21 protein-coding genes are annotated in these 22,448 nt (G+C 68.0%); 8 read left to right on the top strand and 13 right to left on the bottom strand.

What is annotated here, in order from left to right:
• Window positions 1-207: 207 nt before the first annotated feature.
• The 7 genes from HNP51_RS15260 to radC all read right to left on the bottom strand — a co-directional run bounded on the left by HNP51_RS15260 (window position 208) and on the right by radC (window position 6,836).
• A complete protein-coding gene (locus HNP51_RS15260) occupies window positions 208-1,155 on the bottom strand; it encodes a DUF2493 domain-containing protein (protein ID WP_184273193.1) in 948 nt (315 codons plus the stop codon).
• A gap of 295 nt (window positions 1,156-1,450) precedes the next feature.
• Window positions 1,451-1,930 (bottom strand): GcrA family cell cycle regulator, encoded by a 480-nt coding sequence (locus HNP51_RS15265; RefSeq protein ID WP_184273191.1) that lies wholly within the window; start codon window positions 1,928-1,930, stop codon window positions 1,451-1,453.
• A 135-nt stretch (window positions 1,931-2,065) separates the two neighbouring features.
• The gene (locus tag HNP51_RS15270; protein ID WP_184273188.1) at window positions 2,066-2,473 is read right to left on the bottom strand and encodes a single-stranded DNA-binding protein; all 408 of its coding nucleotides are present in this window, start codon (window positions 2,471-2,473) and stop codon (window positions 2,066-2,068) included.
• Window positions 2,474-2,507: 34 nt separating this feature from the next.
• A complete protein-coding gene (locus HNP51_RS15275) occupies window positions 2,508-2,879 on the bottom strand; it encodes a hypothetical protein (protein WP_184273185.1) in 372 nt (123 codons plus the stop codon).
• Between the two features lie 122 nt (window positions 2,880-3,001).
• Window positions 3,002-5,188 (bottom strand): chromosome partitioning protein ParB, encoded by a 2,187-nt coding sequence (locus HNP51_RS15280; RefSeq protein ID WP_184273183.1) that lies wholly within the window; start codon window positions 5,186-5,188, stop codon window positions 3,002-3,004.
• Between the two features lie 72 nt (window positions 5,189-5,260).
• Window positions 5,261-6,145 (bottom strand): toprim domain-containing protein, encoded by an 885-nt coding sequence (locus HNP51_RS15285; protein ID WP_184273181.1) that lies wholly within the window; start codon window positions 6,143-6,145, stop codon window positions 5,261-5,263.
• Between the two features lie 7 nt (window positions 6,146-6,152).
• A complete protein-coding gene (gene radC, locus HNP51_RS15290) occupies window positions 6,153-6,836 on the bottom strand; it encodes a RadC family protein (RefSeq protein WP_184273179.1) in 684 nt (227 codons plus the stop codon).
• 115 nt (window positions 6,837-6,951) lie between these two features.
• On the opposite strand from radC, the gene HNP51_RS15295 reads away from it, so the two are divergent.
• Window positions 6,952-7,374, top strand: coding sequence for a thermonuclease family protein (locus tag HNP51_RS15295; protein WP_224762236.1), 423 nt, complete (start codon window positions 6,952-6,954; stop codon window positions 7,372-7,374).
• Between the two features lie 62 nt (window positions 7,375-7,436).
• Here the strand turns inward: HNP51_RS15295 and HNP51_RS15300 are convergent, their stop codons facing one another.
• On the bottom strand, window positions 7,437-7,754 hold the full coding sequence (locus HNP51_RS15300) for a hypothetical protein (protein ID WP_221415963.1): 318 nt from the start codon (window positions 7,752-7,754) through the stop codon (window positions 7,437-7,439).
• Between the two features lie 196 nt (window positions 7,755-7,950).
• Here HNP51_RS15300 and HNP51_RS15305 point away from each other — a divergent pair, with 196 nt between their 5' ends.
• The 5 genes from HNP51_RS15305 (at window position 7,951) to HNP51_RS15325 (ending at window position 15,252) form a co-directional block, all read left to right on the top strand.
• On the top strand, window positions 7,951-9,270 hold the full coding sequence (locus HNP51_RS15305) for a TolC family protein (RefSeq protein ID WP_184273174.1): 1,320 nt from the start codon (window positions 7,951-7,953) through the stop codon (window positions 9,268-9,270).
• Window positions 9,267-10,526, top strand: a complete 1,260-nt coding sequence (locus HNP51_RS15310; RefSeq protein WP_184273171.1) for an efflux RND transporter periplasmic adaptor subunit — start codon at window positions 9,267-9,269, stop codon at window positions 10,524-10,526. Before HNP51_RS15305 ends, HNP51_RS15310 begins: the two co-directional genes overlap by 4 nt.
• Window positions 10,527-10,540: 14 nt before the next feature.
• Complete coding sequence (locus HNP51_RS15315; RefSeq protein ID WP_184273168.1) at window positions 10,541-13,726, top strand: efflux RND transporter permease subunit; 3,186 nt, start codon at window positions 10,541-10,543, stop codon at window positions 13,724-13,726.
• A gap of 111 nt (window positions 13,727-13,837) precedes the next feature.
• Window positions 13,838-14,569, top strand: coding sequence for a HupE/UreJ family protein (locus HNP51_RS15320; protein WP_184273165.1), 732 nt, complete (start codon window positions 13,838-13,840; stop codon window positions 14,567-14,569).
• Between the two features lie 14 nt (window positions 14,570-14,583).
• The gene (locus HNP51_RS15325; RefSeq protein ID WP_184273162.1) at window positions 14,584-15,252 is read left to right on the top strand and encodes a transmembrane anchor protein; all 669 of its coding nucleotides are present in this window, start codon (window positions 14,584-14,586) and stop codon (window positions 15,250-15,252) included.
• A 160-nt stretch (window positions 15,253-15,412) separates the two neighbouring features.
• On the opposite strand, the gene HNP51_RS15330 is transcribed toward HNP51_RS15325, so the two are convergent.
• Both HNP51_RS15330 and HNP51_RS15335 read right to left on the bottom strand, forming a co-directional pair.
• Window positions 15,413-15,832 (bottom strand): MerC domain-containing protein, encoded by a 420-nt coding sequence (locus tag HNP51_RS15330; RefSeq protein WP_184273158.1) that lies wholly within the window; start codon window positions 15,830-15,832, stop codon window positions 15,413-15,415.
• 193 nt (window positions 15,833-16,025) lie between these two features.
• Window positions 16,026-17,354 (bottom strand): MFS transporter, encoded by a 1,329-nt coding sequence (locus tag HNP51_RS15335; protein WP_184273155.1) that lies wholly within the window; start codon window positions 17,352-17,354, stop codon window positions 16,026-16,028.
• A gap of 67 nt (window positions 17,355-17,421) precedes the next feature.
• Between HNP51_RS15335 and HNP51_RS15340 the strand changes: the two genes are divergently transcribed.
• Complete coding sequence (locus HNP51_RS15340) at window positions 17,422-17,697, top strand: metal-sensing transcriptional repressor (protein WP_184273152.1); 276 nt, start codon at window positions 17,422-17,424, stop codon at window positions 17,695-17,697.
• A gap of 90 nt (window positions 17,698-17,787) precedes the next feature.
• On the top strand, window positions 17,788-18,177 hold the full coding sequence (locus tag HNP51_RS15345) for a DUF411 domain-containing protein (protein WP_221415962.1): 390 nt from the start codon (window positions 17,788-17,790) through the stop codon (window positions 18,175-18,177).
• A gap of 56 nt (window positions 18,178-18,233) precedes the next feature.
• Here the strand turns inward: HNP51_RS15345 and HNP51_RS15350 are convergent, their stop codons facing one another.
• The 3 genes from HNP51_RS15350 to HNP51_RS15360 all read right to left on the bottom strand — a co-directional run bounded on the left by HNP51_RS15350 (window position 18,234) and on the right by HNP51_RS15360 (window position 22,361).
• Window positions 18,234-19,439, bottom strand: a complete 1,206-nt coding sequence (locus tag HNP51_RS15350) for a bifunctional alpha/beta hydrolase/OsmC family protein (RefSeq protein ID WP_224762238.1) — start codon at window positions 19,437-19,439, stop codon at window positions 18,234-18,236.
• A 15-nt stretch (window positions 19,440-19,454) separates the two neighbouring features.
• Window positions 19,455-20,576 (bottom strand): DMT family transporter, encoded by a 1,122-nt coding sequence (locus HNP51_RS15355; protein WP_184273146.1) that lies wholly within the window; start codon window positions 20,574-20,576, stop codon window positions 19,455-19,457.
• A gap of 105 nt (window positions 20,577-20,681) precedes the next feature.
• Window positions 20,682-22,361, bottom strand: a complete 1,680-nt coding sequence (locus tag HNP51_RS15360; RefSeq protein ID WP_221434179.1) for a tetratricopeptide repeat protein — start codon at window positions 22,359-22,361, stop codon at window positions 20,682-20,684.
• Window positions 22,362-22,448: the final 87 nt, after the last annotated feature.

Below are 22,448 nucleotides of genomic sequence, written 5' to 3' on the forward strand. Positions count from 1 at the left end.
CCTCCTTTTATCTTGCCCTGAGCCCCATTTCCCAGATTTCCTGACATCGACTTCACAGGTCGCCGCACCTGACCAAACCCCCGCAAACACGGCCCGTTATGCTTTCGCCAATCTAATCGCTGTCAGCCATCCGCCCCAAATGACATGAAGAAACCCGCTCGGCCGAAGCCGAGCGGGTCAGACCCGACGCCGGAGCGCCGAGGTTCCTCAATGCGGTCGCGACCTCACCGCCAGATGCCGGAGGCCCTGCCCCATCGCCTTCTGCCCCAGGTTGAGGGCCGGGCCGAATGGACGTCCGACCTCCGCCCGTGAACCGTCGAGCGAACCCGCAAGCGTCAGGCAGCAGACCGGCTCGAGGGCGATGAGCTCGTCGTTGGCTTTGAAGGGGGCCGCCTTGCCGTTGGCGTCGAAGTCCGCGCGCGCGAGGATCAGCGTCACTCCCTTCTGCTGGGCCCATCGGATGGCCAGCTTCTCCGCGCCTTTCGCCCCGGTCGTGGCGAGCGCCATGTCCGGCCACTCCGCCAGCGCCCAGTTCAGGGCGTCGAAGATGCGCGCCGCATCCTCGGCCGTGTCCGCCGTCGGCGCTCCCCGAAAGGCCACAACCGATCCAGCATGATGCGCCTCGTCAGCTCGCCGCTCGCGTAGCGCCCGGATGGCCTGCCTGGCCTCCAGTTGGGCGGCCGTCAGGAAGCTTCCTCTCCGGCTGCCGCGCCAGGCCGTCCAGACCTCTCCGGTAGCGGCCGTCCAGGCTTCGGCCGCTGCGTCGCGGATGCGCTCCGCGGCTTGCGTCGCCGCATCTCCGGCGCGGGCCCGGGCCGTCGCCTCCTGAAGCTCCACGTCCGCCGCCTCGGATCCGTCGAAGTCGCGATCCAGCCGTCGCATCGCATCGCGCGCCCGGTCCGCGTCGCGCTCGATCCGTCCGGCCGCCGAATGAAAGGCGCCGATCAGGGCTTCTCCGAGCACGGTCTGGAAATCCTCCAGCGCCGTGTCCGCGAGGACGTCCAGCAGCTCGGTCATAAGGGCGCGCCCGAGCTGGAACAGGGCTTCTTCGGCCGGGTGCGGGCGACCGTCGCCGAGCGATGCGGTCAGGTCGTCGAAGGCGGAATCGGACTTTGACGAAAAGGCGAAGGCGGAGAGAGTTTGGATGCTGCGCATCGGATCATTCCAGTTCTGAAATGTCGAAGCGCCCCATGCGCAACGACCCCGCTCCTGGCCACGTCGGGGTCCCCAGCGGTCACCGGAGCGGACCGCCTCTCGCGGGCCGCGCAGGGAAACGGCGAAGCCGTTGACGGCCGGGGTGACGTGACAGGATCGGAGGGCGTTGTGTGGGGGCATGTCCTCGTCCCCCTTCGGACGAGGACGCTTTTCGGCGCCTCGCGCCGAGAGCGACGGCGGACGGTCCACAGGCCCGCAAGTGACGACGGCCCGAGGGCCGCCGTCCCGCAGGTCGTCAGGACGGATCATGACCGAAGCCAGCCAGCCGCATCAGCCCCTCTGCGCTCATCGGTCGGGTCTGATAACCGATCGCGGCATGGGCGGCGCAGAAGGCGCCGCGCGCGACCGCATGGCCGCAAAGACCGAAATCGACAGATCCGGGCGTCCCGTAGGGCCAGCGGCACTGACCTCGTCTCACGGACAGGACGGTGGCCTCCGGCCGTTCCGGCGCCGCAGGCGATGAAACTTGAGACGCCGGACGCGACGGCGCGACCTGTTGAAACCGCCGCTTAGGAAAAGCTGAAGCGCCGCGCGGTCGCGAAGGCGGACGGGCAGGCGCCGCCCGGACCAGGCCAAGACGATGGACCTTGCCCAGGACGGCGCAGCGCGAAATCTCGGGCCCAAGCCGGTCGGCGATGGCGGCGGCGGTCCGGCCTTCGCCCCACAGGGCGATCAGCCGGCGTATTCGTTCAACGGTCCAGACGGATGCGGACATGACGGTTCTCCGGTCACGGGTCCGATCGACCCGCCCGTCCCCGCCCTTCCTTCGCCTTTCAGACCAAAGGCCCGACGCCTCGGCGCCGGGCCTCGAGCCGCTTCGACAAGCCTGGACCGGACCGGCCGCCGGACGTCAGAATGGAATGTCGTCGTCCAGGATCGCCGGGCCCTGGGCCGCGCCCGCCGCCGGCTCCGTCGCATCATCGCGATTTCGCCGGTTCTTCAGACGCATGTCCGCCACAACCACCCTCAGGTCGTAGTGTTCGACACCATCCTTCCCGGTCCAGCTGTCATTCTCGACATGACCCTGGATCACCACCCGGCTGCCCTTGCGGGCATAGGGGGCGATGTAGTTCTCGGTCGTGTTTTCATTGAAGCAGACGCAGTTGAAGCCGGTCGTCCGCTCGCCTGCCTCGCCGTCGGAACGGCGATAGCGCGTGGTCTCCAGCACGCGGAAGCTGGCGCGCTTGCGCCCCGATCCCTGGGCCAAAAGAATGGACGGGTCAGCGGCCAGATAGCCTTCAATGACAAGGGTTTGCATGATCAGTCTCCGGGAATGAATGAGGTTAGAGGGTTCAGGCCGCGGCCTGTTCGTCATCGATCTCAGCCGCCGGCGACGCATCCGCCTCCCGGTCGACCGCCCAGTCGAGGACCGTCAACCGATTGACGACCAGCTCCTTGGCCGCCCGCTCGGTCCCGTCCCGCGCCGTATAGGCGGTGTCGACGAAGGCGCCGACGACGACCGCCTCGCAGCCCCTGGCCAGGGCCCGGGCGATGACCTTCTCATTGAGGCCTTTCGACCAGCTGACACAGTTGACGCCGACGATCCTGTCCTTGCCGTCGAGGCCCACGCCGCGTTTCTCAAGCAACCGGAACACCGCCTTGGCGAAGTCCGGGCTGATCTGGGGATCGGCCGCCAGGCGGCCGGTGAACACCATGGTCTGCATTCTCAGTCTCCTTGATCGAGAGGCCCGGAAACCTTCTTCCCGGATCGCCTCACCCTCTTCTTCCCTCCGCTTCCGCCCGCAGGCGGCTCCGCCGAACACCGCCGACGAAACCGCCCTTGCGGTTACGCCGCCGCGCCGCGCAGGGCCGCCTCTCCCTTAGGCGTGACGATGAAGACGCCCCGGCCCGAGGCTTCATCAGCGCCGTCGATCTCTTCGCCATCCGCAGCCCCGGACGAAGGCTCGCCGGACCCGTCGCCGGCCGCGTCCGCGTCTTCATACGTTGATGTCGCCGCATCGGCCGGTTCAAAAGCGCCGTCGGCCTCGCTCTCGGCCTCGCCCGCCCAGGACAGGCAGGCGGGCGTCCAGCGCCGGGCCGCCGCCTGCTCCTCGGTCCAGGCGACCAGGTCGCCCTTCCGCATCCGCGCCGGCGCTTCGGTCTCCGCCCCCATGCCCTCGAGCATGGACAGCAGCTGTTCGCGCGAGTGCGGCCGCAGATAGGCCCCGTCCGGCGTCCACCAGCGCGAAAGGTCGGCGTCGCACAGGACGGCGATCTCGGCCGCCTCCGCACGGGCCGCCCGTCGCACATGGCCCGTGCGGGGCTCATGCAGGTCCAGGCTCAAAGCGGTCAGTTCGGCCATGAGACCGAACCGATCCTCCGTCTGGAGGGCGTGAACCCAGGCGATCACGGTCAGGCCGGAGGCCTCCCAGGCGCGTCGCCGCTCGTCCAGCTGTTCGCGCACGATCCCGTCGAGCCCTGCGATGACCCTTCCGCTCGCCGGAGCGAAGGCCGAGGCCGAGATCGCCAGGGCGGCCTCGCCGCGCGACACCGGCGGCCAGACAGCCAGGCTGGCGAAGAGCCGGGCGATCAGGACGGTCAGGGCGACCGAAGGCTTTTCGGCCAGAGCCCGGATCAGACCCCGCGTCGCCGTGTCCGTCCGCACGGCGTGCAGGACATGGCTGACGCCCTGCGTCTCGGGCATGGGCGCCTCGGCCTGGGGCGGGACATAGGTCGAGCGTGACGGGGCCAGGGAGGATCTTTCCTCCTCGGCGCCCTCCTCGTCGGCCCCGTCCGCCCCGTCCAGCGCCCCGTCGCCGACGGCCTCTAAAGGCGCGAAGCACTCGATCTCCACGCCGGAGCGGAGCGAAGGCCTCAGGACGATCAGAACAGCGAGACGCCGGCCGGCGCCGGCCTGGTCCTGGGCGATCCGCGCCCGGATCAGGGCCTCCACCAGGCCCAGGGTCTCCTGGTCGGAAAGGCGCCCTTCGCCGGACGGGAGCGCCTCGCCGGCCAGGGCGGCCTCGACGACGTCAGCGGCCGCCTGGGCCCGGTCCCGGGTTTCGCGATAGACGACCGTCGCCGTTTCGGAGAGGCCGCCGTAGGCGTAGCAGAGCCTCTCCATGTCGTCCGGCAGCTCCGCCTCCTTCTCTCCCGGGCATAGCCGTACGGTCAGGCCTTCCGCCTCGAAGATATCGGCGAGCAGCCGGCCCCGTTTCAGCCAGGCCCGGGTCAAACGGTCGGGATCCAGCAGGACCGGCGGCAGCTCGCCGAACAGGTCCGCCTCCGTCCGACCGCCCTCGGCGGCGTAGAGTTCCGGCGTGACCAGACCGCAACGGGGATCGCGGGTCGTGATACGGCCTTCGCCGAGCAGCTCCTGGATGCGCCATTCCTGCAGGCCGCAGCCGTCCATCGCCGCCCGGGCCAGGGCCGCCTGTTCCTCGCCGTCCTTCAGCCGCGCCAGGAGGCGGGCCTGGCGCAGGGTGATGCGACCGCTCTTCAGGGCCTCGAGGGCGACCGAAGGCAAGGCCGACAGGGCCGACAGACGGCGGATCTCGGTCTCGCCATAGCCGAGTGCGCGTGCGATCGCCGTGATCGTCAGCCGAGCCTTCAGCATGCGGCCCATGGCGGCGATCACATCGGCGATGTGGACCGGCACAGCCGTATTGGTCAGGACCACGGCCGCAGCCTGCCGCGCCCTGTCCGTCTCGACGAAGACCTCGACAGGATGGTCGTCGTCGATGCGCCCTGCGTCACGCAGGAGGCGCAGGGCCAGAAGGCGCCGACGTCCGTCCAGCACCATATGGGCCGCCTCGCCGCGACGGCCCGGCCGGACGGTCGGATATTGCAGCAGGCCCGCGGCGGCCACGGTTTCGGCCAGTTGCGGGATGTCGTCGTCCGGGGCTTCGCCGTAGCGAAGGTTTTCCGGCGCGACCTCAAGGTCGCCCAGTCGGACGACCAGAGGAATGCGCGAGGGCTCGGCGGCAGGGCCGCAAGGCGCCGCTGCAGCGGCTGAAGATCGGGAACAGGACATGAGACTTCTCCAGCCGGTCGGCCAGGTCCATCCCGACCGTTCCGGCGCTCCTCCACGCCCTTCCTCCCCCTTTCAGGTCGCTGCGTCGTTCCAGTCCCCCGCCCCAGGCGGCGGTAAGCGGACAGCGGCCCCCAGCCCCGCCGCCTCGAGTCGGGTGCGAAGCCGGGAGGCCGCGTCTTCGCCGGCCGGGCCGCGATCCGCGGCGATAAGGACGCGGCAGACTTCGGTTGGCGCAGTCCAGGCCGCCAGGTTTCCTGCAGACAGAAGGGCCCAGCCTGGCAGGCGAAAACGGGCCATAGCGGACAGGGCGGTCGCAACCCCCTCGGCCACCAGCAAGGTCGGGGCCGCCGCGCAGAGGCGCACGGCCGAGCCCCGCGGCAGGACGCCCACCGTCTTGCGCTGGAGCCTGAGCCGACCGGCGGGACGTCCGTCCGGATCAAGATAGGCGATCTCCACGGCGCCGATAACGCCGTCGGGCGCCCGGATCGCTGCGATCAGGGCCGGACAGGTCGGGCCGGCCGAGCGAAACACCGAAACCGGCGTCGCTGGATGGCGTCGAAGATCATGGGGCGGCGCTTCGAGGCGGAGGCCTCGGCTCCGGAAATAGCGGAAGCAGAGATCGCCCTTCGCGAGCGGCAGGGCCTCCGACCAGAGCGCTTGAGCGGCGGCGATGCGGACATGGGCCGCAGGTCGGATCGCTGCGACCGGCCCCTCCGCCGTCCGCAGCGATGCGCCCGTCAGGCGCCCTCTGGCGTCGATCAGCCCCAGGCTCAGAAGATGGTCGCGAACGCTACGCCAATCGGCGGCGCCGAAGCCATGGATCACCACCCGGTCACCGTCGAGCATGAGGGAAACCGAACGGTCGGCCGCGCTATGGCCCGGGGCCGGCACGCTCGCGCCCAGGCCGCCGTGGCGAAGCTCGCCCCCAAGGGCGGCGACAATGGGGTGAAGGCTCATCCCGGCCTCACATCAATCCGAGGGATCTGAAGCTGGCGGTCGCCTCGCGCCCGACGACCAGGTGATCATGGACCTCCAGGTCAAAGACCTTCGCGGCCTCGACCAGTCTGCGCGTCATGTCGATGTCGGCGCGGGACGGCGTCGGATCGCCGGACGGATGATTATGGACCAGGATCAGGGCGGAAGCGGAGATCTCGAGCGCCCGGCGAAGGACCTCGCGGGGATAGACGGGCGCATGATCCACGGTTCCATGGGCGACGAACTCGTCGCGCAGCAGGGCGTTGCGCTTGTCCAGGAAGAGGGCCCGGAATTGTTCTCGCGGTTCATGAGCCAGGGCGACCCGGACATAGGCCAGAAGCGCCGTCCAGGAAGAGATCCGGGGCCGCTCCCCCACTTCGGACCGAACCAGCCGCACGCAGAGCTCACGCAGCACCTTGAGGTCGGCGACGAAGGCGGCGTCCACCCCCGGCGTGCGCGCCAGTTCCGGCGCGTCCGCCGCGACGATCGCCGCCAGGCCCCCGAACCGTTCGAGCAGGCGTCCGGCCGCGAGGCGGGCGTCCCTGGCGGCGCCGCGCCGGCGTAGCCAAAGGGCGAGCAGATCTCCCTCCGCCATTCCATCGAGCGGCGGGCCATAGGCGTCCGCTAGGCGCACGCCTGGCGGAACGATTTCAAACCTGGGCGCAGGCCGCATGGCGAAGTCCTCGCTGCTGTCCGCCTCCTCCGGGAAGGCGCCCGCCTCCGCCCTTCCTTTCCGATCGACGCCCCGCAGGCTTGGCGCTCGGAGCGGATCAGATCACCCTTCGGCCATGCTCAGGTTCGTGATCCCCGCCAGCTTGATTCTGGCCTGCTTCCTCCTGGCGCCGACCACGGCGCTGGCCGACCCGTGCGAGGCGCCCCTGCCCTCGCGCGCCGGCGCGACCTTCTCGGGATCGGTCCGATATGTCGGCGACGGCGACGGCCTTTGCGTCGGGCGATCTTCGGACCCGGCGACCTGGATCGAGGTGAGGCTGGCGGATTTCAACGCGCCGGAACTGGGCAGCCGCGCCGGACAGGAGGCGAGGCGCAGACTGATCCGCCTTGCCCTCGACCGTCCCGTCGCATGCACGGCGGTCAGGGGACGAAACGGCCGCGTGATCGTCCATGATCGCGTCATCGCCCGCTGCCGCCTGAACGGTCGCGGCCTGGGCGACCTGCTAAGGGCCGATGGCGGTCGCGAAGGCGGGCGATAGGCCTTGCAGAAATCGCGACATCCACGCCGTTGCATTGACGAGGCTTTCACCGTAACGGGAATCTATCGGAGAATTTCGATTTGCCACGCCTGCTCCGCCTCCTCTGCGTCTGCCTCGGCGTAACCGTAATGGTCGCGGTGCAGATGCATGGCGTGGTGAACAGCCAGCATCGTATCGAGCACGGCCTTCAATTCCCCGGCGTCTCCTATGAGGACGCGGCCGATCTGGCCCATGATCATGATCACCATCATGACCATGGACACGCCCATGAGACGGCCGATGACGGCCCTGTCTCCGATCAGGCCATGTCGATCGACATGGCCGTCGACAGCGGCGGGACGCCCTTCACTCATCATCACCACAATGGCGGCGATATTCATGTCGCCCTGGCCGCGCCGGTCCATCCCGCCGCCAGCCAACTGTATAAGCCCATTGACCTTGGCCCGGCGCGCGACGCCTTGCCGCCCGGCGCTGTTCTCGACGCGCCGCTCCAGCCCCCCAGACAGAACGCCTGATCGCCTGAAAAGCTGATCCTGCGCGGCCTTGCGGCCGTGCGCGTCCTGTTGGAGACATCCCTTGAAACCTTCCCAATCCGGCGTTGCCGGATGGCGAGGGCGAGGCGCGGCCGTATCCGCCCTCGCGCTCGCCCTGGCGGCGGCCTGGCCGCCGCCCGCCATCGCGCTCGCCCAGTCGCCGGCTTCTGCTGAAGCCGCCTCTGGTCCGGCGCTCACCCTTGAAGGCGCGCTGCGGCGCGCCGTCGCCGCCGATCCGGCGCGACCGGGTCTCGACGCGCGCCTGCGCGGCGTCGAGGCCGGGGTTCGCCAGGCCGGCCTTCGTCCCAATCCGACCCTGGGTCTGATGGTCGAAAACCTGCCCACCCTGGGCGGAGGCGACATTCTGGGGCGAACAGAAACCACGCTGACCTATGAACAGAAGCTGGAGAGGGGCGGCGATCGATCCGCCCGCACCGGCCTGGCGCAAAGCGAAGGCCTGCTGATCACGGCCCAGGCCCAGATCGCGCAACTGGATCGCCTCGAACTGGTGCAGCGCGCCTGGGTCGACGCCATGGCGGCCGAAGCCCAGTTGGATATCGCGCGGGAGCGGCTTTCGCTTGCTGAAGGCTTCCAGAGGGAAGTCCAGCGTCGCGTGAACGCGGCCCGTGATCCGTTGTTCGCAGGGGCGCGCGCCGAGGCCGAACTGGCCCAGGCCCAGATCGACTTCGATCAGGCAGAGATCGCCGTTCGCGTCGCCCGCATCGTCCTGGCCAAGTTCTGGGACGGCGTCGCCGACTTCCGCATGGGCTCCTCCGACTTTGACGACACGAGCGCCGCGTGGGTCGCCGCAGGGGCGGTGGCGCAAGCGGACCTTGAAGCCTTCCGCGCCCGTCAGGCCATCGCCGACGCCCAGGTTCGCCTGGAGCAGGCGCGCGCTGTGCCTGACCCCACGGTCAGCATCGGCGTTCGGCATATCTGGGACAATGAGGCGGCTCTGGTCTTCGGCGGGTCCATGCCGCTGCAGCGATATGACCGCAACCAAGGCGCCATCGATCGCGCCCGCGCCGATGGACTGGCGGCACGGGCCGATCAAAACGCCCTGCGCCTTGAGCGCGAGCGGGAAATCGCCCGCCTTCAGGTGCAGCTTCTGGCCCGCGCCAATGAAGCGCGGCGAATCGCCGAAGAAACCCAGCCTCAGGCTGAACGCGCCGTCGTCCTGGTCCGCGAGGGCTTCGCGCGCGGCGGCTTCACCTACAACGACGTGATGAGCGCCCATGCGGCCTTGTTGCAGGCCAAGGCCCGTCGTGCCGCGGTGCTGCAGACCTTCCACAACGACCGCGCGCGGCTCGACCGCCTGACCGGCGCGCACGCCGACCTGCTCGGCCTGGAGACACAACCATGAAGACGTCACGCACTTCCGCGACTGCGCTCGGCTGCGTCCTGGCCGCCGTCGCCCTGACGCTGGCCGCCTGCGGCGGCGGCGACAAGGCCGCCAAACCCGAAGGCGAAGCGGCGGCCGCCGCCGATTACGAACGCGGACCGCACAACGGCCGCCTGCTTCGCGACGGCGACTTCGCCATCGAGGTGACCATCTATGAGGAAGGGCCGGAACCATTGTTCCGCCTCTATCCCTACCTCAACGACAAGCCGTTCGATCCCAGACAGGTGCAAGCGAACATCGCTCTGACCCGCCTGGGGCCGAAGGTGGATCGCTTCGTCTTCACGCCCGAGAACGACTATCTGGCCAGTCCGGGCGTCGTGTCTGAGCCTCACTCGTTCGACGTCGCGGTCAGCGCCGTTCGTGCGGGCAAGCGCTCGGCCTGGACCTATCCGTCCTATGAGGGCCGGACGGTCATCAGCGCCGATGCGGCCCAGGCCGGCGGCGTCACCACCCAGCAGGTCGGCCCCGCCGTTCTCGGCGAGAGCCTGCCGCTCAGCGGCCGCGTCGAGATCACGCCGGAAGGCCAGGCCGAGGTCCACGCCCGCTATCCGGGCCGGGTCATGTCGATGACCGTTGAACTGGGTCAACGCGTCTCGCGCGGGCAGGTCGTCGCCCGCGTGGAGTCGAGTGAAAGCCTCCAGACCTATTCGGTCACCGCGCCCATCTCGGGCGTGATTACCGCCAAGACCGTCAACCCCGGCTCCATCACCGGCGGCGGCGCCCCCATGCTGACGATCGGCGACCCGACCCGCCTTCATGCCGAGTTCGTCCTCTATCCACGCGACGCAGAGCGCGTGCGCGTTGGGCAAAGGGTCGAGATCAAGAGCCAGGCGGGCGAGCATACGGCCAGCGGCGTCATCAAGGCGATCCTGCCGGCCGACGACGTGCTCAGCCAGACCCTCGTGGCCCATGTCGAATTGCCCTACCAGGGCGGTGTCTGGCGGCCCGGCCTCGGGGTTTCGGGTCTGGTCCAGGTCGGCCAGGGCGAGGCGCCGCTGGCGGTGCGCACCAAGGCGCTGCAGCCGTTCCGCGACTTCACTGTGGTCTACGCCAAGGTCGGCGACACCTATGAGGTGCGCATGCTCGACCTGGGCCGTCGCACCGAAGAATGGACCGAGGTTCTGGGCGGCATCGAGCCCGGCGCGACCTATGTCGTCGACGGCGCCTTCCTCATTCGCGCGGACATCGACAAGTCCGGCGCGAGCCACGACCACTAGGGGGATGCGTCACCATGCTTGAACGCATCATCAGCCTGTCGATCCGGCATCGCTGGGTCGTGCTGGCGCTCGTCCTCGTGGCGGCCGTCATCGGCGTCTGGAGTTTCCAGAAGCTGCCGATCGACGCCACGCCCGACATCACCAACGTCCAGATCCAGATCAATACGGAGGCGCCCGGCTATTCGCCGCTTGAGGCCGAACAACGCATCACCTTCCCGGTCGAAAACGCCGTCGCCGGCGTGCCGGGCCTGTCCTACACCCGGTCCGTCTCGCGCTACGGCCTGAGCCAGGTGACGGTCGTGTTCGAAGACGGGACCGACATCTACAGGGCGCGGCAACTGGTCAACGAGCGGCTTCAGACCGCGCGCGGCCAGCTTCCGTCAGGCCTGTCGCCTGAACTGGGGCCGATCGCCACGGGTCTGGGCGAAATCTTCATGTACACGATCGAGGCCAGGCCGGGCGCCCGCAAGGCCGATGGTGCGCCTTACTCGCCTGAGGATCTTCGCACCCTGCAGGACTGGGTCATCCGTCCGCAGATGCGCAACACGCCCGGCGTCACCGAGGTCAACACCATCGGCGGCTACGAGCGCCAGTACCACGTCACGCCCCGTCCTGAACGGCTCGCCGCCTTCGGCGTCACCATGGACGAGGTCGTTTCGGCGCTGGAGCGCAACAACGCCAATGTCGGCGCCGGCTATGTCGAACGCTACGGCGAGCAATGGCTGATCCGCGTGCCGGGTCAGGCCTCGACGGCGCAGGATCTGTCCAACATCGTCATCACCACGCGCGGCGGCGTTCCTGTCCGGATCGCCGAAGTCGCCGAAGTCGGCCTAGGCGAACAACTTCGCACAGGCGCGGCGACGGAAAACGGCAAGGAGACGGTCCTGGCGACCGTCCTGATGCTGGCCGGTGAGAACAGCCGTGTCGTCGCCCAGGCGGCGGCGGCCCGACTGGAGGAAGCAGCCAAGGCCCTGCCGGATGGCGTGGTCGCATCGCCCGTCTATGACCGCACCGACCTGGTCGAGCGGGCCATCAGGACGGTCGAGAAGAACCTGCTTGAGGGCGCCCTGCTCGTGATCGTGGTGCTGTTCCTGTTGCTGGGGAACTTCCGCGCGGCCCTGATCACGGCGGCGGTCATCCCCATCACCATGATGATGACCATCACCGGCATGGTGCGAACCGGGGTGTCGGGCAATCTGATGAGCCTGGGCGCGCTGGACTTCGGCCTGATCGTCGACGGCGCCGTCATCATCGTCGAGAACTGCCTGCGGCGCTTCGCCGAGGCCCAACATCGGCAGGGGCGTCTGCTGACCCGTGACGAGCGCTTCTCCCTGGCGGCGCGCGCGTCCAGTGAAGTGATCCGGCCGTCCCTGTTCGGCGTCCTGATCATCACCCTGGTCTATGTGCCGATCTTCGCCCTGGACGGGGTCGAGGGCAAAACCTTCCATCCCATGGCCATCACCGTGGTCATCGCCCTGACCGCCGCCCTGGTGCTGTCCCTGACCTTCGTGCCGGCGGCGGTGGCGATGTTCGTCACCGGCAAGGTGCAGGAGAAGGACAGTTTCCTGATGCGCTGGGCGCGCACCGGCTATCAACCGGCGCTCGACTTCGCCCTGAGGATGCGCATCGCCATGGTCGCCGTGGCCGTGGCCCTTGTCGTGGGCGCGGCCCTGATCGCCTCACGCATGGGGTCGGAGTTCGTGCCGAACCTGGACGAAGGCGACATCGCCATGCACGCCCTGCGCATTCCGGGCACCAGCCTGACCCAGGCCATCGAGATGCAGACCGCTCTCGAAGCCCGTCTGGCGAAGTTCCCGGAGGTCGAACGGGTCGTGGCCAAGATCGGCACGGCGGCGGTCGCCACCGACCCTGTGCCGCCTTCGGTCGCGGACACCTTCATCCTGCTGAAGGACCGCAAGGACTGGCCCGATCCCCGCAAACCGAAACTCCAACTCGTTCGCGAGATGGAAGAGGCGGTGAACGCTGTGCCGGGCAGCAAATACGAGTTCACCCAGCCCATCCAGATGCGGTTCAACGAACTGCTGTCCGGCGTCCGGGCCGACGTCGCCATCAAGGTCCATGGCGACGACCTGGATCAACTCGTGCAACTCGGCTCCCAGATCGAGGAAATCGTCGGCGCCGTACCCGGCGCCGCCGATCCGCAGTCCGAGCAGGTCACCGGCCTGCCCATGCTGCAGATCACCCCGAACCGGGACGCCATCGCGCGCCTGGGTCTGAGCATCGCCGATGTTCAGTCAGTCATCTCCACCTCGATGGGCGGGGCGACGGCGGGGCAGATCTTCGAGGGCGACCGACGCTTCGACATTGTCGTGCGCCTGCCGGAAGACCTGCGCCGCAACACCGCCGCCATCGGCCGCCTTCAGGCGCCGCTTCCGGGTGCAAACGGTCAGCCGCGAGGCTTCGTGCCGCTCAGCGAGATCGCGACGATCACGCTGGAGACCGGCCCGAACCAGATCAGTCGCGAAGACGGAAAGCGTCGCATCGTCGTGACGGCCAACGTCCGCAATCGCGACCTCGGCTCCTTCGTTGGCGAGGTGCGAGAGCGGGTGGATCAGGAAGTCGACCTGCCCGCCGGCTACTGGGTCTCCTACGGCGGGACCTTCGAGCAACTGATCTCGGCGGCCAAGCGGTTGCAGTTGGTCGTTCCGGCGGTCTTGCTGCTGATCTTCGGCCTGCTGTTCGCCCTGTTCCGCTCCTGGCGGGATAGCGCCATCGTCTTCTCCGGCGTGCCCCTGGCGCTGACCGGCGGGGTGGCGGCGCTGGCGCTGCGGGGGCTGCCGTTGTCGATCTCGGCCGGCGTCGGCTTCATCGCCCTGTCGGGCGTGGCCGTGCTGAACGGCGTCGTCATGGTCAGTTTCATCCGGGGTCTGATCGAAGAGGGCAGGCCCGTGGGCCAGGCCATCCGGGAAGGGGCGCTGACGCGCCTGCGCCCGGTGCTGATGACCGCCCTGGTCGCCAGCCTCGGCTTCGTCCCCATGGCGGTCAACGTCGGCGCCGGGGCGGAGGTCCAGCGTCCGCTGGCCACCGTGGTCATCGGCGGGATCGTCTCTTCGACCATCCTGACCCTGCTCGTGCTCCCGGCTCTCTACAGCCTGGTCCACGGACGCGACGCCCCGGGCGATCGGCCCAGGCCCGCCTGGCTGGACCACCTCCCCTTCCGTCGCCGCCGCGGGCTCTGAAGCGGTCGGCCGCCCCGTTCCGGGGCGGCCGCTCGTCAGCGCCTCAACGCATCACCGACATCCGCAGATGACGGCGGACGTCGCACCTTCACTCCCATCGCAAGGATGCCCATGACTTCCGCACCCTGCCGCGACCGTCTGTCGTGGCTTCGATCACCCTGGACCCTGGCGGTCCTCGTGGTCGGCTTCCTCTTCCTTGAGGGCCTACTGAGCCAGGTCCTCGCCCACGGCGTCGCCGAAGGCGACAAGGGCTATATCCAGGAGACCTCGGGTTTCCTGTTCTGGCCCTTCGTCTACCTGGGGGCCAAGCACATGGTCACCGGCTACGACCACCTGCTCTTCCTGTTCGGCGTCATCTTCTTCCTCAACCGGATGAAGGACATCGGCATCTATGTGACGCTGTTCGCCATCGGCCACTCATCGACCTTGCTGCTGGGCGTCCTGACGAACATCAGCGTCTCCAGCTATCTGGTCGACGCCATCATCGGCCTGTCGGTCGTCTACAAGGCCCTGGACAACATGGGGGCCTACCGGAGGTGGTTCGGCTTCCAGCCCTCCACCAAGGCGGCCACGATGATCTTCGGCCTGTTCCACGGCTTTGGTCTCGCCACCAAGCTGCAGGACTTCCAGCTTTCCTCCGAGGGACTGATCGGCAACCTGATCGCCTTCAACATCGGCGTCGAGCTGGGCCAACTGCTCGCCCTGGGCGGCATCCTCATCCTGATGGGCTTCTGGCGCCGCACGGACGGCTTCTGGAAGCACGCCTACCTCACCAACGTCGTGCTGATGACGCTCGGCTTCATTCTGACGGGCTATCAGCTCGTCGGCTTCTTCGTCATGTGACCGGAGACACCCTCATGTACAACGCAAACCGCCCATCCAAAGCCGACCTGCCGTCCACGGGCCACCTGTTGAAGTCGACCGGCGTCGCCGCCGTCACAGCCTCGGCGCTCCTGATCACGGTCGTTCTGCCCGCCGAATACGGCGTCGATCCCACCCGCATCGGCTCGGTGTTCGGCCTGACCGAAATGGGCCGCATCAAGCAGCAACTCGCCAAGGAAGCCGAAGCGGACGCTGCGGCCGACGCAGCCGCCGTGGATGCTGCCCCCGCAGCCTCGGCCGCCGCTTCCGCGCCCGCCATCGCACAGGCGCAGACGTCCGGGCCGAACGCCGCTCCCCCTGCGGCTCCGACGGTCGTCGCGCCCGGCGCCGTGCGCACCGACGAAACGATCCTGACGCTGCAACCCGACCAGGGCGCCGAGATCAAACTGGTCATGGAGGAAGGCGCCACCGCGCGGTTTACCTGGACGAGCAGCGGCGGGAAGATCAATTTCGACACCCATGCTGACCGGCCCGGTGTTTCCTATCATGCCTATGGCAAGGGTTCGTCCCCTCGTGAAGAAGGTGTCCTGACAGCAGCTTTCACCGGCAGCCACGGCTGGTTCTGGCGCAACCGCACCGGCCAGCCCGTGACCATCACCCTCAAGACCGAGGGCGCCTATACGGAGATCAAGCGGGTCGTGTAGGCCTAGTCCCTCTTCGCCGCCACCCGATCAGGCGGCGGCGAAGCCAGGCCTGAACGTGCAGGTTAACAAGGACCTCACGCGGAAGCGTCCCAGATCGCCTGCCTAGGCCTTCGGTTGGTCGGCGACAGTCATCGCACTTAACTCGTGACCTGATCGCGCCTCAGCGCGCGCAGCAAGCAGCTCTTTGGCGGGAGCGCCAGTTCAGGCCGTGCGCGAGGATCAATACAGCGCCTCCTGTCACAGTGATGACGGTTCCCCACAAAGGGCTCGGAACCTCGGCGGCTCCCAGAAACAGGAAGCCCGCGCCAGCCATCGCCAGTGCCCTCACCGTCCACGAACAGTCATGCCTGACCTGACGAAACAAGGTCCAAGCTGACAGGCCCGTGGCGGCGAAGGCCAACCCCCAATGCAGCGCTTCCGTTTCCACCCAGGCTCCAGAGAGCGAAAGCGCGCCAACGGCGATCGTCGCCGCCAGACAATGAAGGAAGCAGACCAGAGACAGAAGCATGGCCAGGATGTCGCCAGCCCTTCCGTCGCCCGATCTGCCCTTTGCGCCTTGGCTTGCAGCGGCCTGAATCATCCGTCGCACTTAGATTTGATAGGCCATGCCGAGACGCAGGTTACGACCCGGCAGCGGCGCTATGTCCTTGCGGGACGAAGCCATGAGGCGGAAAGCGGCGCGCATGAAAACCTCGGACAGAAAGACTCCATAAAATGTTATAGGATAACATCACATTCGGTCAAGCGGCCGTCCAATTTCCAGGCGCATCGCCTCACCGCCGCTTCGGCCACCGGCGGTGATTGTCATCAATCATTACAGGGTGGGCGTGCGCTACGCCTGCCGCATCGGGGCGCATTCCCTCGTCCAGGTGCGCGTGATCCGGCTCCATATCGAGGTGATCGTGCACCAGGTTCAGCGGATCATGCGCAGGCCAGAGGACGAGCGCCAGCAAGGCGCCGAGACCGCAAAGTCCCGCCAGAACGACGAAGGCCGCCTGAGGATCGGCTTCGGCCGACACCAGCCCCGCGACCGGATAGGCGATCAACCAACAGACGTGCGACAGGGCGAACTGGGCGGCGAACAGGGCCGGTCGCTCGATCGCCGTCGATGATCGACGCAGGGCGCGACCCGCAGGGGTGATGGTCAGGGAGTAGCCAAAGCCCATGACGATCCACAGACCGATCAGCATCGGATAGCTGCGGGCGAACAGGGCCCCTGCGATCAGCACCGCCGTCATCAGGACCGCGCCCGACACCATGGCGCTGCGGTCCGTCACCCGCTCCAACGTCTTCGGCAGAAACACGGCCGCCGTCATCGACCCGCCGCCGAACGCCGCCAGGGCCCAGGCAGTCGCCTGCTGCGACAGGCCGAAGTTCGACTGCACCAGGACCACGGTGTTGACGAAGACCATGGCGCCGCCCGCCGCCGTCGCCAGGCTGATCGCCAGCAAGCCGCGCAGGCGCGGCGTCAGGGCGAACAGCTTCACGCCCCCGGTCAGACGACGCAGGAACGGCAGGCTCTGCGACGCCGACAACTTGGGCAAGACCGCCGTTACGACGAAGCCCGCCGACAGGATGAAGCCCAGCGCCGTCCCGACGAAGAGGTTGTGATAGCTGATGACGGCCAACAGCACCGCCGCCAGCACGGGGCTGGCGACGCTTTCCAGATCGGCCGCCAGCCGGGACAGGGACAGGGCCTTGGTGTACTCGCCCTCATCCTCCAGCAGGTCGGGGATCATGGCCTGAAAAGCCGGGGTGAAGGCCGCCGAGGCGACATAGAGGACGGTCATCAGCCCGTAGACCTGCCAAGCCTCGGAGACGAAGGGCAGCGAGGCCGCGACGCCGGCCCGCATCACGTCCAGCGAAACCAGCAGGGTCTTGCGCGGCAGTCTCGACGCCAGGGCGCTGGCGAAGGGCGCCGCGCCGACATAGGCGATCATCTTGATCGCCAAGGCCACGCCGAGGATTTCACCGGCGCTGGCGCCTGCCAGATCATGCGCCAGCAGCCCCAGGGCCACGGTCGCCATGCCGGTCCCCAGCAAGGCCGCCACCTGGGCGATGAACAGGCGGCGATAGGCGGCGTTCCTCAGGGGCGAGAACATCACGGACCTTCCAATGCGGGCGTTTTCGCCATTTGACCTATCCCCACCAGGGGGATAGGTCAAACTCATGGCACACATCTCTCATGCTTCGCATCCGGAAGTCATCAAGCGCCTCAAGCGCGCCGAGGGCCATCTGCGGTCCGTCGTCCAGATGATGGAGGACGGCCGGGCCTGCCTCGACCTCGCCCAGCAGCTTCAGGCCATCGAGAAGGCGGTCGCAGCGGCCAAGAGGACCCTGATCCATGACCATGTGGATCATTGCCTGGCGCAGGCTGCGGCGGGCGCGCCTGAACAGTCGCGGGCCGCCTTGGCCGAATTTCGCGACATCACCAAGTATCTGTGAAGGATCGGCATGTTTTCACCCTCCCCCAGCCGTCGCAGCATTCTGTCTGGCGGGCTGGTGCTTTGTGGCGTCGTCGTCGGATCCGGAGCGATGGCCCAGACGCGACGAAACATCACGGTCTACAAGACGCCCTGGTGCGGTTGCTGCGGCCTTTGGGTCGGTCATCTGCGCCAGGCCGGCTGGACGGCCCGTGTCATCGATGTCGAGGACCTCGCCCCCGTCCGGGCGCGCCACGGGGTGCCGGACAGGCTCGCCTCCTGCCATACCGGCGTCGTCGGCCGCTACGCCATCGAGGGTCATGTGCCGGCCGCCGATATCGATCGGCTGATCAGGGAGGCGCCCGCTGGGCGCGCCCTGGTGGTTCCCGGCATGCCCGCCGGCTCGCCCGGGATGGAATCCGCCGGACGTGAGCCCTACGTCTCCCTGCTGTTGCTCGCCGATGGTCGGACCCGGGTGTACGGCCGTCATAACGGGGGGTGACTTTCGGCGGGTGTGGCCGGGCGACCGGCACTCGGCGCACACCCGGCCGAAACCGTTCAGGCGGCGGGGAGCAGTTCGGTCTCAACCTCCGCGCCCCGGACGAGCATCAGATCGACAGGGCAGCGGTCCGCCATCTCCAGCAACCGGGCGCGCTGCGTCTCGTCCAGCGCGCCTTCAAGGGTGATGGCGCGTTTGAAGACGTCGGCCGGCGTCTGGTCCCGCCGTTTCGAGTGCACGACGCGAACGGCGGCCCGTTTCAGCGGCCATCCCTTCCGGGCGGCGTACATACGCATGGTCATCACACTGCAGGCGCCCAGACCCGCCGACACGAGTTCGAACGGCGATGGACCACTGCCCAGGCCGCCCAGGCTCACCGGTTCGTCGGCGAGGAAGGCATGAGGCCCGGCGCGAACCCGGGTCTGATAGGCGCCGCCGCCCGTCTCCTCGACGAGGACGCCAGCCAAGTCGCCCTCGTCTCCCGTCAGGTCGGGCTCGAGCGCCGGAAGGTAGCGCGACGCCCAGCAGGCGATGACGCCGGCGACATAGTCGGCGTCCGTCTGGCGGGTGAGCAGGTGATCGGCGTCGTCCAGGGAAATGAAGCTCTTGGGATGTCTGGCCGCCACGAAGATGGCGGAAGCGTTGTCGATGCTGACGACCTCGTCCAGCGGCGCATGCATCACCAGCAGCGCGCGTTTCAGACGGCTGACGGCATCCAGAGGCGAGCGGGTCCTGACGTCGTCGACGAAGCTCTGGCCGATCCGGTACGGTCGACCGCCGAGCGTCACCTCGGCCTCCCCTTCGCTTTCGATCCGCTTCAGATCCTCTTCTGACACATGGGTCAGTACATGGGCCGCGTCGGCGGGCGCCCCTATGGTGGCGATGGCCCGCACCTGGGGCAGATGTTCGGCGGCGGCCAGCACCGCCAGGCCGCCCAGGCTGTGACCGACCAGAAGATTCGGCGTCATGCCGGCCGCTTCCATGGCTCCGCTGGCCGCGATCAGATCCTGCACGTCGGCGGCGAAGCTCGCGTCAGCGACCTGGCCGTCCCGATCACCCGCCCCGGCGAAGTCGAAACGCAGGACGCCTACCCCGCTTCGCGCCAGCGCCCGAGACAGCCGCACCGCGGCCAGACCGTCCTGACCACAGCTGAAGCAATGCGCGACGATGGCCCAGCCTCGCAGCGTCGCCTGCGGCCGCTCGATCACGCCGACGATCCTGCGCCCGTCCCCCAGTCCGAACTCGAACTCCTTGTCTCCGCTCATTCGCATGTTCTCCATTCATGGGTCCAATCGGCGCGGGCCGCTCGGGATGATGCGGCCCAGCCTACAGTGTTCCGCCGCGGCATGGTCAAGCGACGCGTCGTCGGGCTTCGCATCAGGCGGCCGCCTCGGTCTCTGTCGGCCGTCCCGGAGGGTCAGCCAGACGCCGCCGGCGCAGACCAGCAGCAACAGCAGGCTGAATGCGCCCGGCGCGGCTTCCCAGCCGAGCCCCCACTCCCCCATGCGGACGAGGAACGGCACCGCCAGCATCAGCGAGGCTGTGAAGAGCGCCCCCTTCCGCAGGATGAGCCTGTGCAGGATGAGGAAGACCGGCGCCGTCAGCCCCGCGCCCAGACCTGCGATGGCGGCCCAGTCTGAAGGCGCGACGCCGACGAGCGGAACGAAGAGAACGACCGTCACGGCCAGCATGGCGGCGCCGGCCCCGGTAATGGCCGGCAAGGCCGAGAGGGCGGACAGGTCCGCCATGCGCGCGCGGAAGACGTAGCCGTACAGGGCGTAGGACGCTGTTCCGCCGAACACGAGCAGGGCGCCGCCGATGAGGTGCAGCCCCTCCGCCCCGGCATGACCCTCGCTTGCGGGCATGTCTGAGATCGCATAGACCAGCGCGCCGCCCAGGGCGAGACAGGCTCCCAGCACCTTGTTGCGGGTGACCCGTTCCCCAAAGGCGACGGCGCCGATCACGAATGTGAGGCTCGGCAGAAGCGAGATGATCAGACCGGTGCGGGAGGGGCCGATGAACGCCGCGCCGAGCATGGTTCCGGCATAGTAGAGGAAGAAGCCCAGCAGTCCGAGCAGAGCGACTGTTCCGCCGCGTCGCGCCGCAATCCGCGCCTCGGAACGGCTCCGAGCGGAAAACAGCACGATCGCGGCAAAGACGATGAAGCTGGCCCCTGTGCGGCCGGCGGCCACCAGCAGCGGCGACACGCCCGAAACGAGGTAGCCGACGAGCAGCCAGCTCGCCGACAGAAGCAGAACGAGCGTGACCGAGAGGATCGGCGTCGTCAGCGCGGTGCGCGAGGCGGCGACCAGGCGAGTCCCGTTCCACATCCTGCTTCCCTTCATCGCCTCCTCCAATCGCCGACGAGCAAGGCTCCCCAGCCCGCCGGCGGCGTCCGGCAAGCCCGTGACGGATCAGAGGAAGACGCAGGTGATCCGGACATCGCACGCAGCGCGCCAGGCCCGGACGGCGCCGGCACGGTCAGGCCGGTCGAGCATCCGGTCCCGTCAGTCGGCCTCGTTCTCAAAGGCGCTCAGGCGACAGAAACAGGCTGCGGCGATCTTGATGTCGGCCGAAGCCACGGCGATGTCGCGCTGGAGGACGATCTCCCGGGCCTCGTCGTGCCGGCCGAGTTTCGTCAGACACTCGTAGAGGCCGTGCAGGCTCCAGACGTTGTTCGGTCGGATCCGCCGCCTGCCCAGCTTGCGCTCCAGCCCGAGGTCGATCCTGTGCTGTTCGGCAGCTTCGGCGTGCCGCCCCTGCTCGGTCAGCAGGGCGCAATAGGCGTGGCGGACGGGCTGCAGCCAGGCCGGAGGGTCGCTGTAGGGCAGCGTGTCCTCGAGGGCGATCGCCTCGCGCAACAGCGAGAACGCCTCCTCGATATTTCCCTTCCTGTATTCCAGTTCCCCGTCGAGCATCTTGCGCGCAATAGCGAGCGCCTGGAGCTCCGGCACGGGAATGGAGTTGAAACGGCTGTCCGGCACCGCGGCGACGGCGTCGATGAATTTCTCCCGTTCCGCCTCGGCTTCCGGCACGCGCCGCAGGGCCGCGAAAGCGATGCCGCGGGCATAGTGGATCATCGCCGTGGTCGAACAATAAAGTTCGCGGTCCGTCGGAAATTCCAAATCGAGGATGTCCTGCCAGCGCCCGAAGCGAATGAGAACATGCGGAAGCGTGGTGCCGTGCGCCTCGAGCAAATCCGCCATCGGCGGACTCTGGATGCCGAGCAGTTGCGGCGTCAGGACTTCCTTCAGCCGGTTCGCCATGAACAACGCCTCACGCGAACGGCCCGCCATCATCGCGCCATAGGCGCCGACCATCAGGTTGTGGACGCGATAGACGTTGTACCAGGCGCCGACTTCGGTCTCGTGACCGAAATAGCGTTCATCCGCCTCGACCGCATCGAGGTTGGAATCGATCACCCGGCGCCAGTCGCCGCAGGCGTTGTCGATGTGGGTGGACATATGCGCCAGATGGGCGCCGTCCCGCGACAGCCGACGCAGACGGTCGGCGGCCGGATGCGCGATCTCGGGCCACGGCGACATCTCCATCAGGTGGATATAGAGATGGTTCAGGACCGGATGCCGGTCGCCCCCGGGACGCGGCAGGGCGTCCTCGATCACCGCCCGGGCCTCCAGCGTGCCCGGTCCGATCGGTTCTCCCGTATCGAGATCCCACAGAGCCCGCGGACTGAGACAGATCAAGGCGTCCCCGAACAGCGCCGCCGCGTCGATGTCGTCAGAGAACTGCTGATAAAAGACCCGCATGGCGTCCGCGTAGGCGCGGTTCAGGCGATCGAATTCCTCCGGGTCGCGGGTCGCCTGTTCGGGAAAGCGTGGTCCAAGCGCCGCGATCAGGGCCTTTTCGAAGGCGGTGCCGTTGCGGGCGACCGCTTCGCGAGCGCGTTCAAGCGCGGCACGGCCGATCGTCACGGCCTTCTGCATGTCCTCGGCGTCGAAAAGCCGCCAAGCCTTGTTGTAGTTCGGGCCCGTGCCGAAGGCGACGCCCCAGTGCGCCATGGCGCAGTCGGGATCGTAGTCGAGCGCCTTTTCGAAGCAGCGGACCGCTTCCTCGGGATTGAAGCAGTAGGCCCAGGCCAGCCCCCGATCAAACCAGAGTTGCGCCTGTGGCGAGGTGGTCGTCACATCGCGACGGAAGTCGCCAAGGTCGTAATAGTCGTCTTTCATCATCCATGCTCCGCTGGCCAGGGCCGATCTGGGAACCCGACCGCCAAGGCTATAAGTTAATACCTGAATACATATTCATATATCATG

The sequence above is a fragment of the Brevundimonas bullata genome (genome assembly GCF_014207965.1).
Taxonomy (GTDB): domain Bacteria; phylum Pseudomonadota; class Alphaproteobacteria; order Caulobacterales; family Caulobacteraceae; genus Brevundimonas; species Brevundimonas bullata_A.

What these genes read in the sequence shown, in the direction of transcription:
- HNP51_RS15260 (WP_184273193.1), bottom strand. Translation starts at nt 1,155, where the DNA reads ATGCGCAGCATCCAAACTCTCTCCGCCTTCGCCTTTTCGTCAAAGTCC.
- HNP51_RS15265 (WP_184273191.1), bottom strand. Translation starts at nt 1,930, where the DNA reads ATGTCCGCATCCGTCTGGACCGTTGAACGAATACGCCGGCTGATCGCC.
- HNP51_RS15270 (WP_184273188.1), bottom strand. Translation starts at nt 2,473, where the DNA reads ATGCAAACCCTTGTCATTGAAGGCTATCTGGCCGCTGACCCGTCCATT.
- HNP51_RS15275 (WP_184273185.1), bottom strand. Translation starts at nt 2,879, where the DNA reads ATGCAGACCATGGTGTTCACCGGCCGCCTGGCGGCCGATCCCCAGATC.
- HNP51_RS15280 (WP_184273183.1), bottom strand. Translation starts at nt 5,188, where the DNA reads ATGTCCTGTTCCCGATCTTCAGCCGCTGCAGCGGCGCCTTGCGGCCCT.
- HNP51_RS15285 (WP_184273181.1), bottom strand. Translation starts at nt 6,145, where the DNA reads ATGAGCCTTCACCCCATTGTCGCCGCCCTTGGGGGCGAGCTTCGCCAC.
- radC (WP_184273179.1), bottom strand. Translation starts at nt 6,836, where the DNA reads ATGCGGCCTGCGCCCAGGTTTGAAATCGTTCCGCCAGGCGTGCGCCTA.
- HNP51_RS15295 (WP_224762236.1), top strand. Translation starts at nt 6,952, where the DNA reads ATGCTCAGGTTCGTGATCCCCGCCAGCTTGATTCTGGCCTGCTTCCTC.
- HNP51_RS15300 (WP_221415963.1), bottom strand. Translation starts at nt 7,754, where the DNA reads ATGAATATCGCCGCCATTGTGGTGATGATGAGTGAAGGGCGTCCCGCC.
- HNP51_RS15310 (WP_184273171.1), top strand. Translation starts at nt 9,267, where the DNA reads ATGAAGACGTCACGCACTTCCGCGACTGCGCTCGGCTGCGTCCTGGCC.
- HNP51_RS15315 (WP_184273168.1), top strand. Translation starts at nt 10,541, where the DNA reads ATGCTTGAACGCATCATCAGCCTGTCGATCCGGCATCGCTGGGTCGTG.
- HNP51_RS15320 (WP_184273165.1), top strand. Translation starts at nt 13,838, where the DNA reads ATGACTTCCGCACCCTGCCGCGACCGTCTGTCGTGGCTTCGATCACCC.
- HNP51_RS15325 (WP_184273162.1), top strand. Translation starts at nt 14,584, where the DNA reads ATGTACAACGCAAACCGCCCATCCAAAGCCGACCTGCCGTCCACGGGC.
- HNP51_RS15330 (WP_184273158.1), bottom strand. Translation starts at nt 15,832, where the DNA reads ATGATTCAGGCCGCTGCAAGCCAAGGCGCAAAGGGCAGATCGGGCGAC.
- HNP51_RS15335 (WP_184273155.1), bottom strand. Translation starts at nt 17,354, where the DNA reads ATGTTCTCGCCCCTGAGGAACGCCGCCTATCGCCGCCTGTTCATCGCC.
- HNP51_RS15340 (WP_184273152.1), top strand. Translation starts at nt 17,422, where the DNA reads ATGGCACACATCTCTCATGCTTCGCATCCGGAAGTCATCAAGCGCCTC.
- HNP51_RS15345 (WP_221415962.1), top strand. Translation starts at nt 17,788, where the DNA reads ATGGCCCAGACGCGACGAAACATCACGGTCTACAAGACGCCCTGGTGC.
- HNP51_RS15350 (WP_224762238.1), bottom strand. Translation starts at nt 19,439, where the DNA reads ATGAGCGGAGACAAGGAGTTCGAGTTCGGACTGGGGGACGGGCGCAGG.
- HNP51_RS15360 (WP_221434179.1), bottom strand. Translation starts at nt 22,361, where the DNA reads ATGAAAGACGACTATTACGACCTTGGCGACTTCCGTCGCGATGTGACG.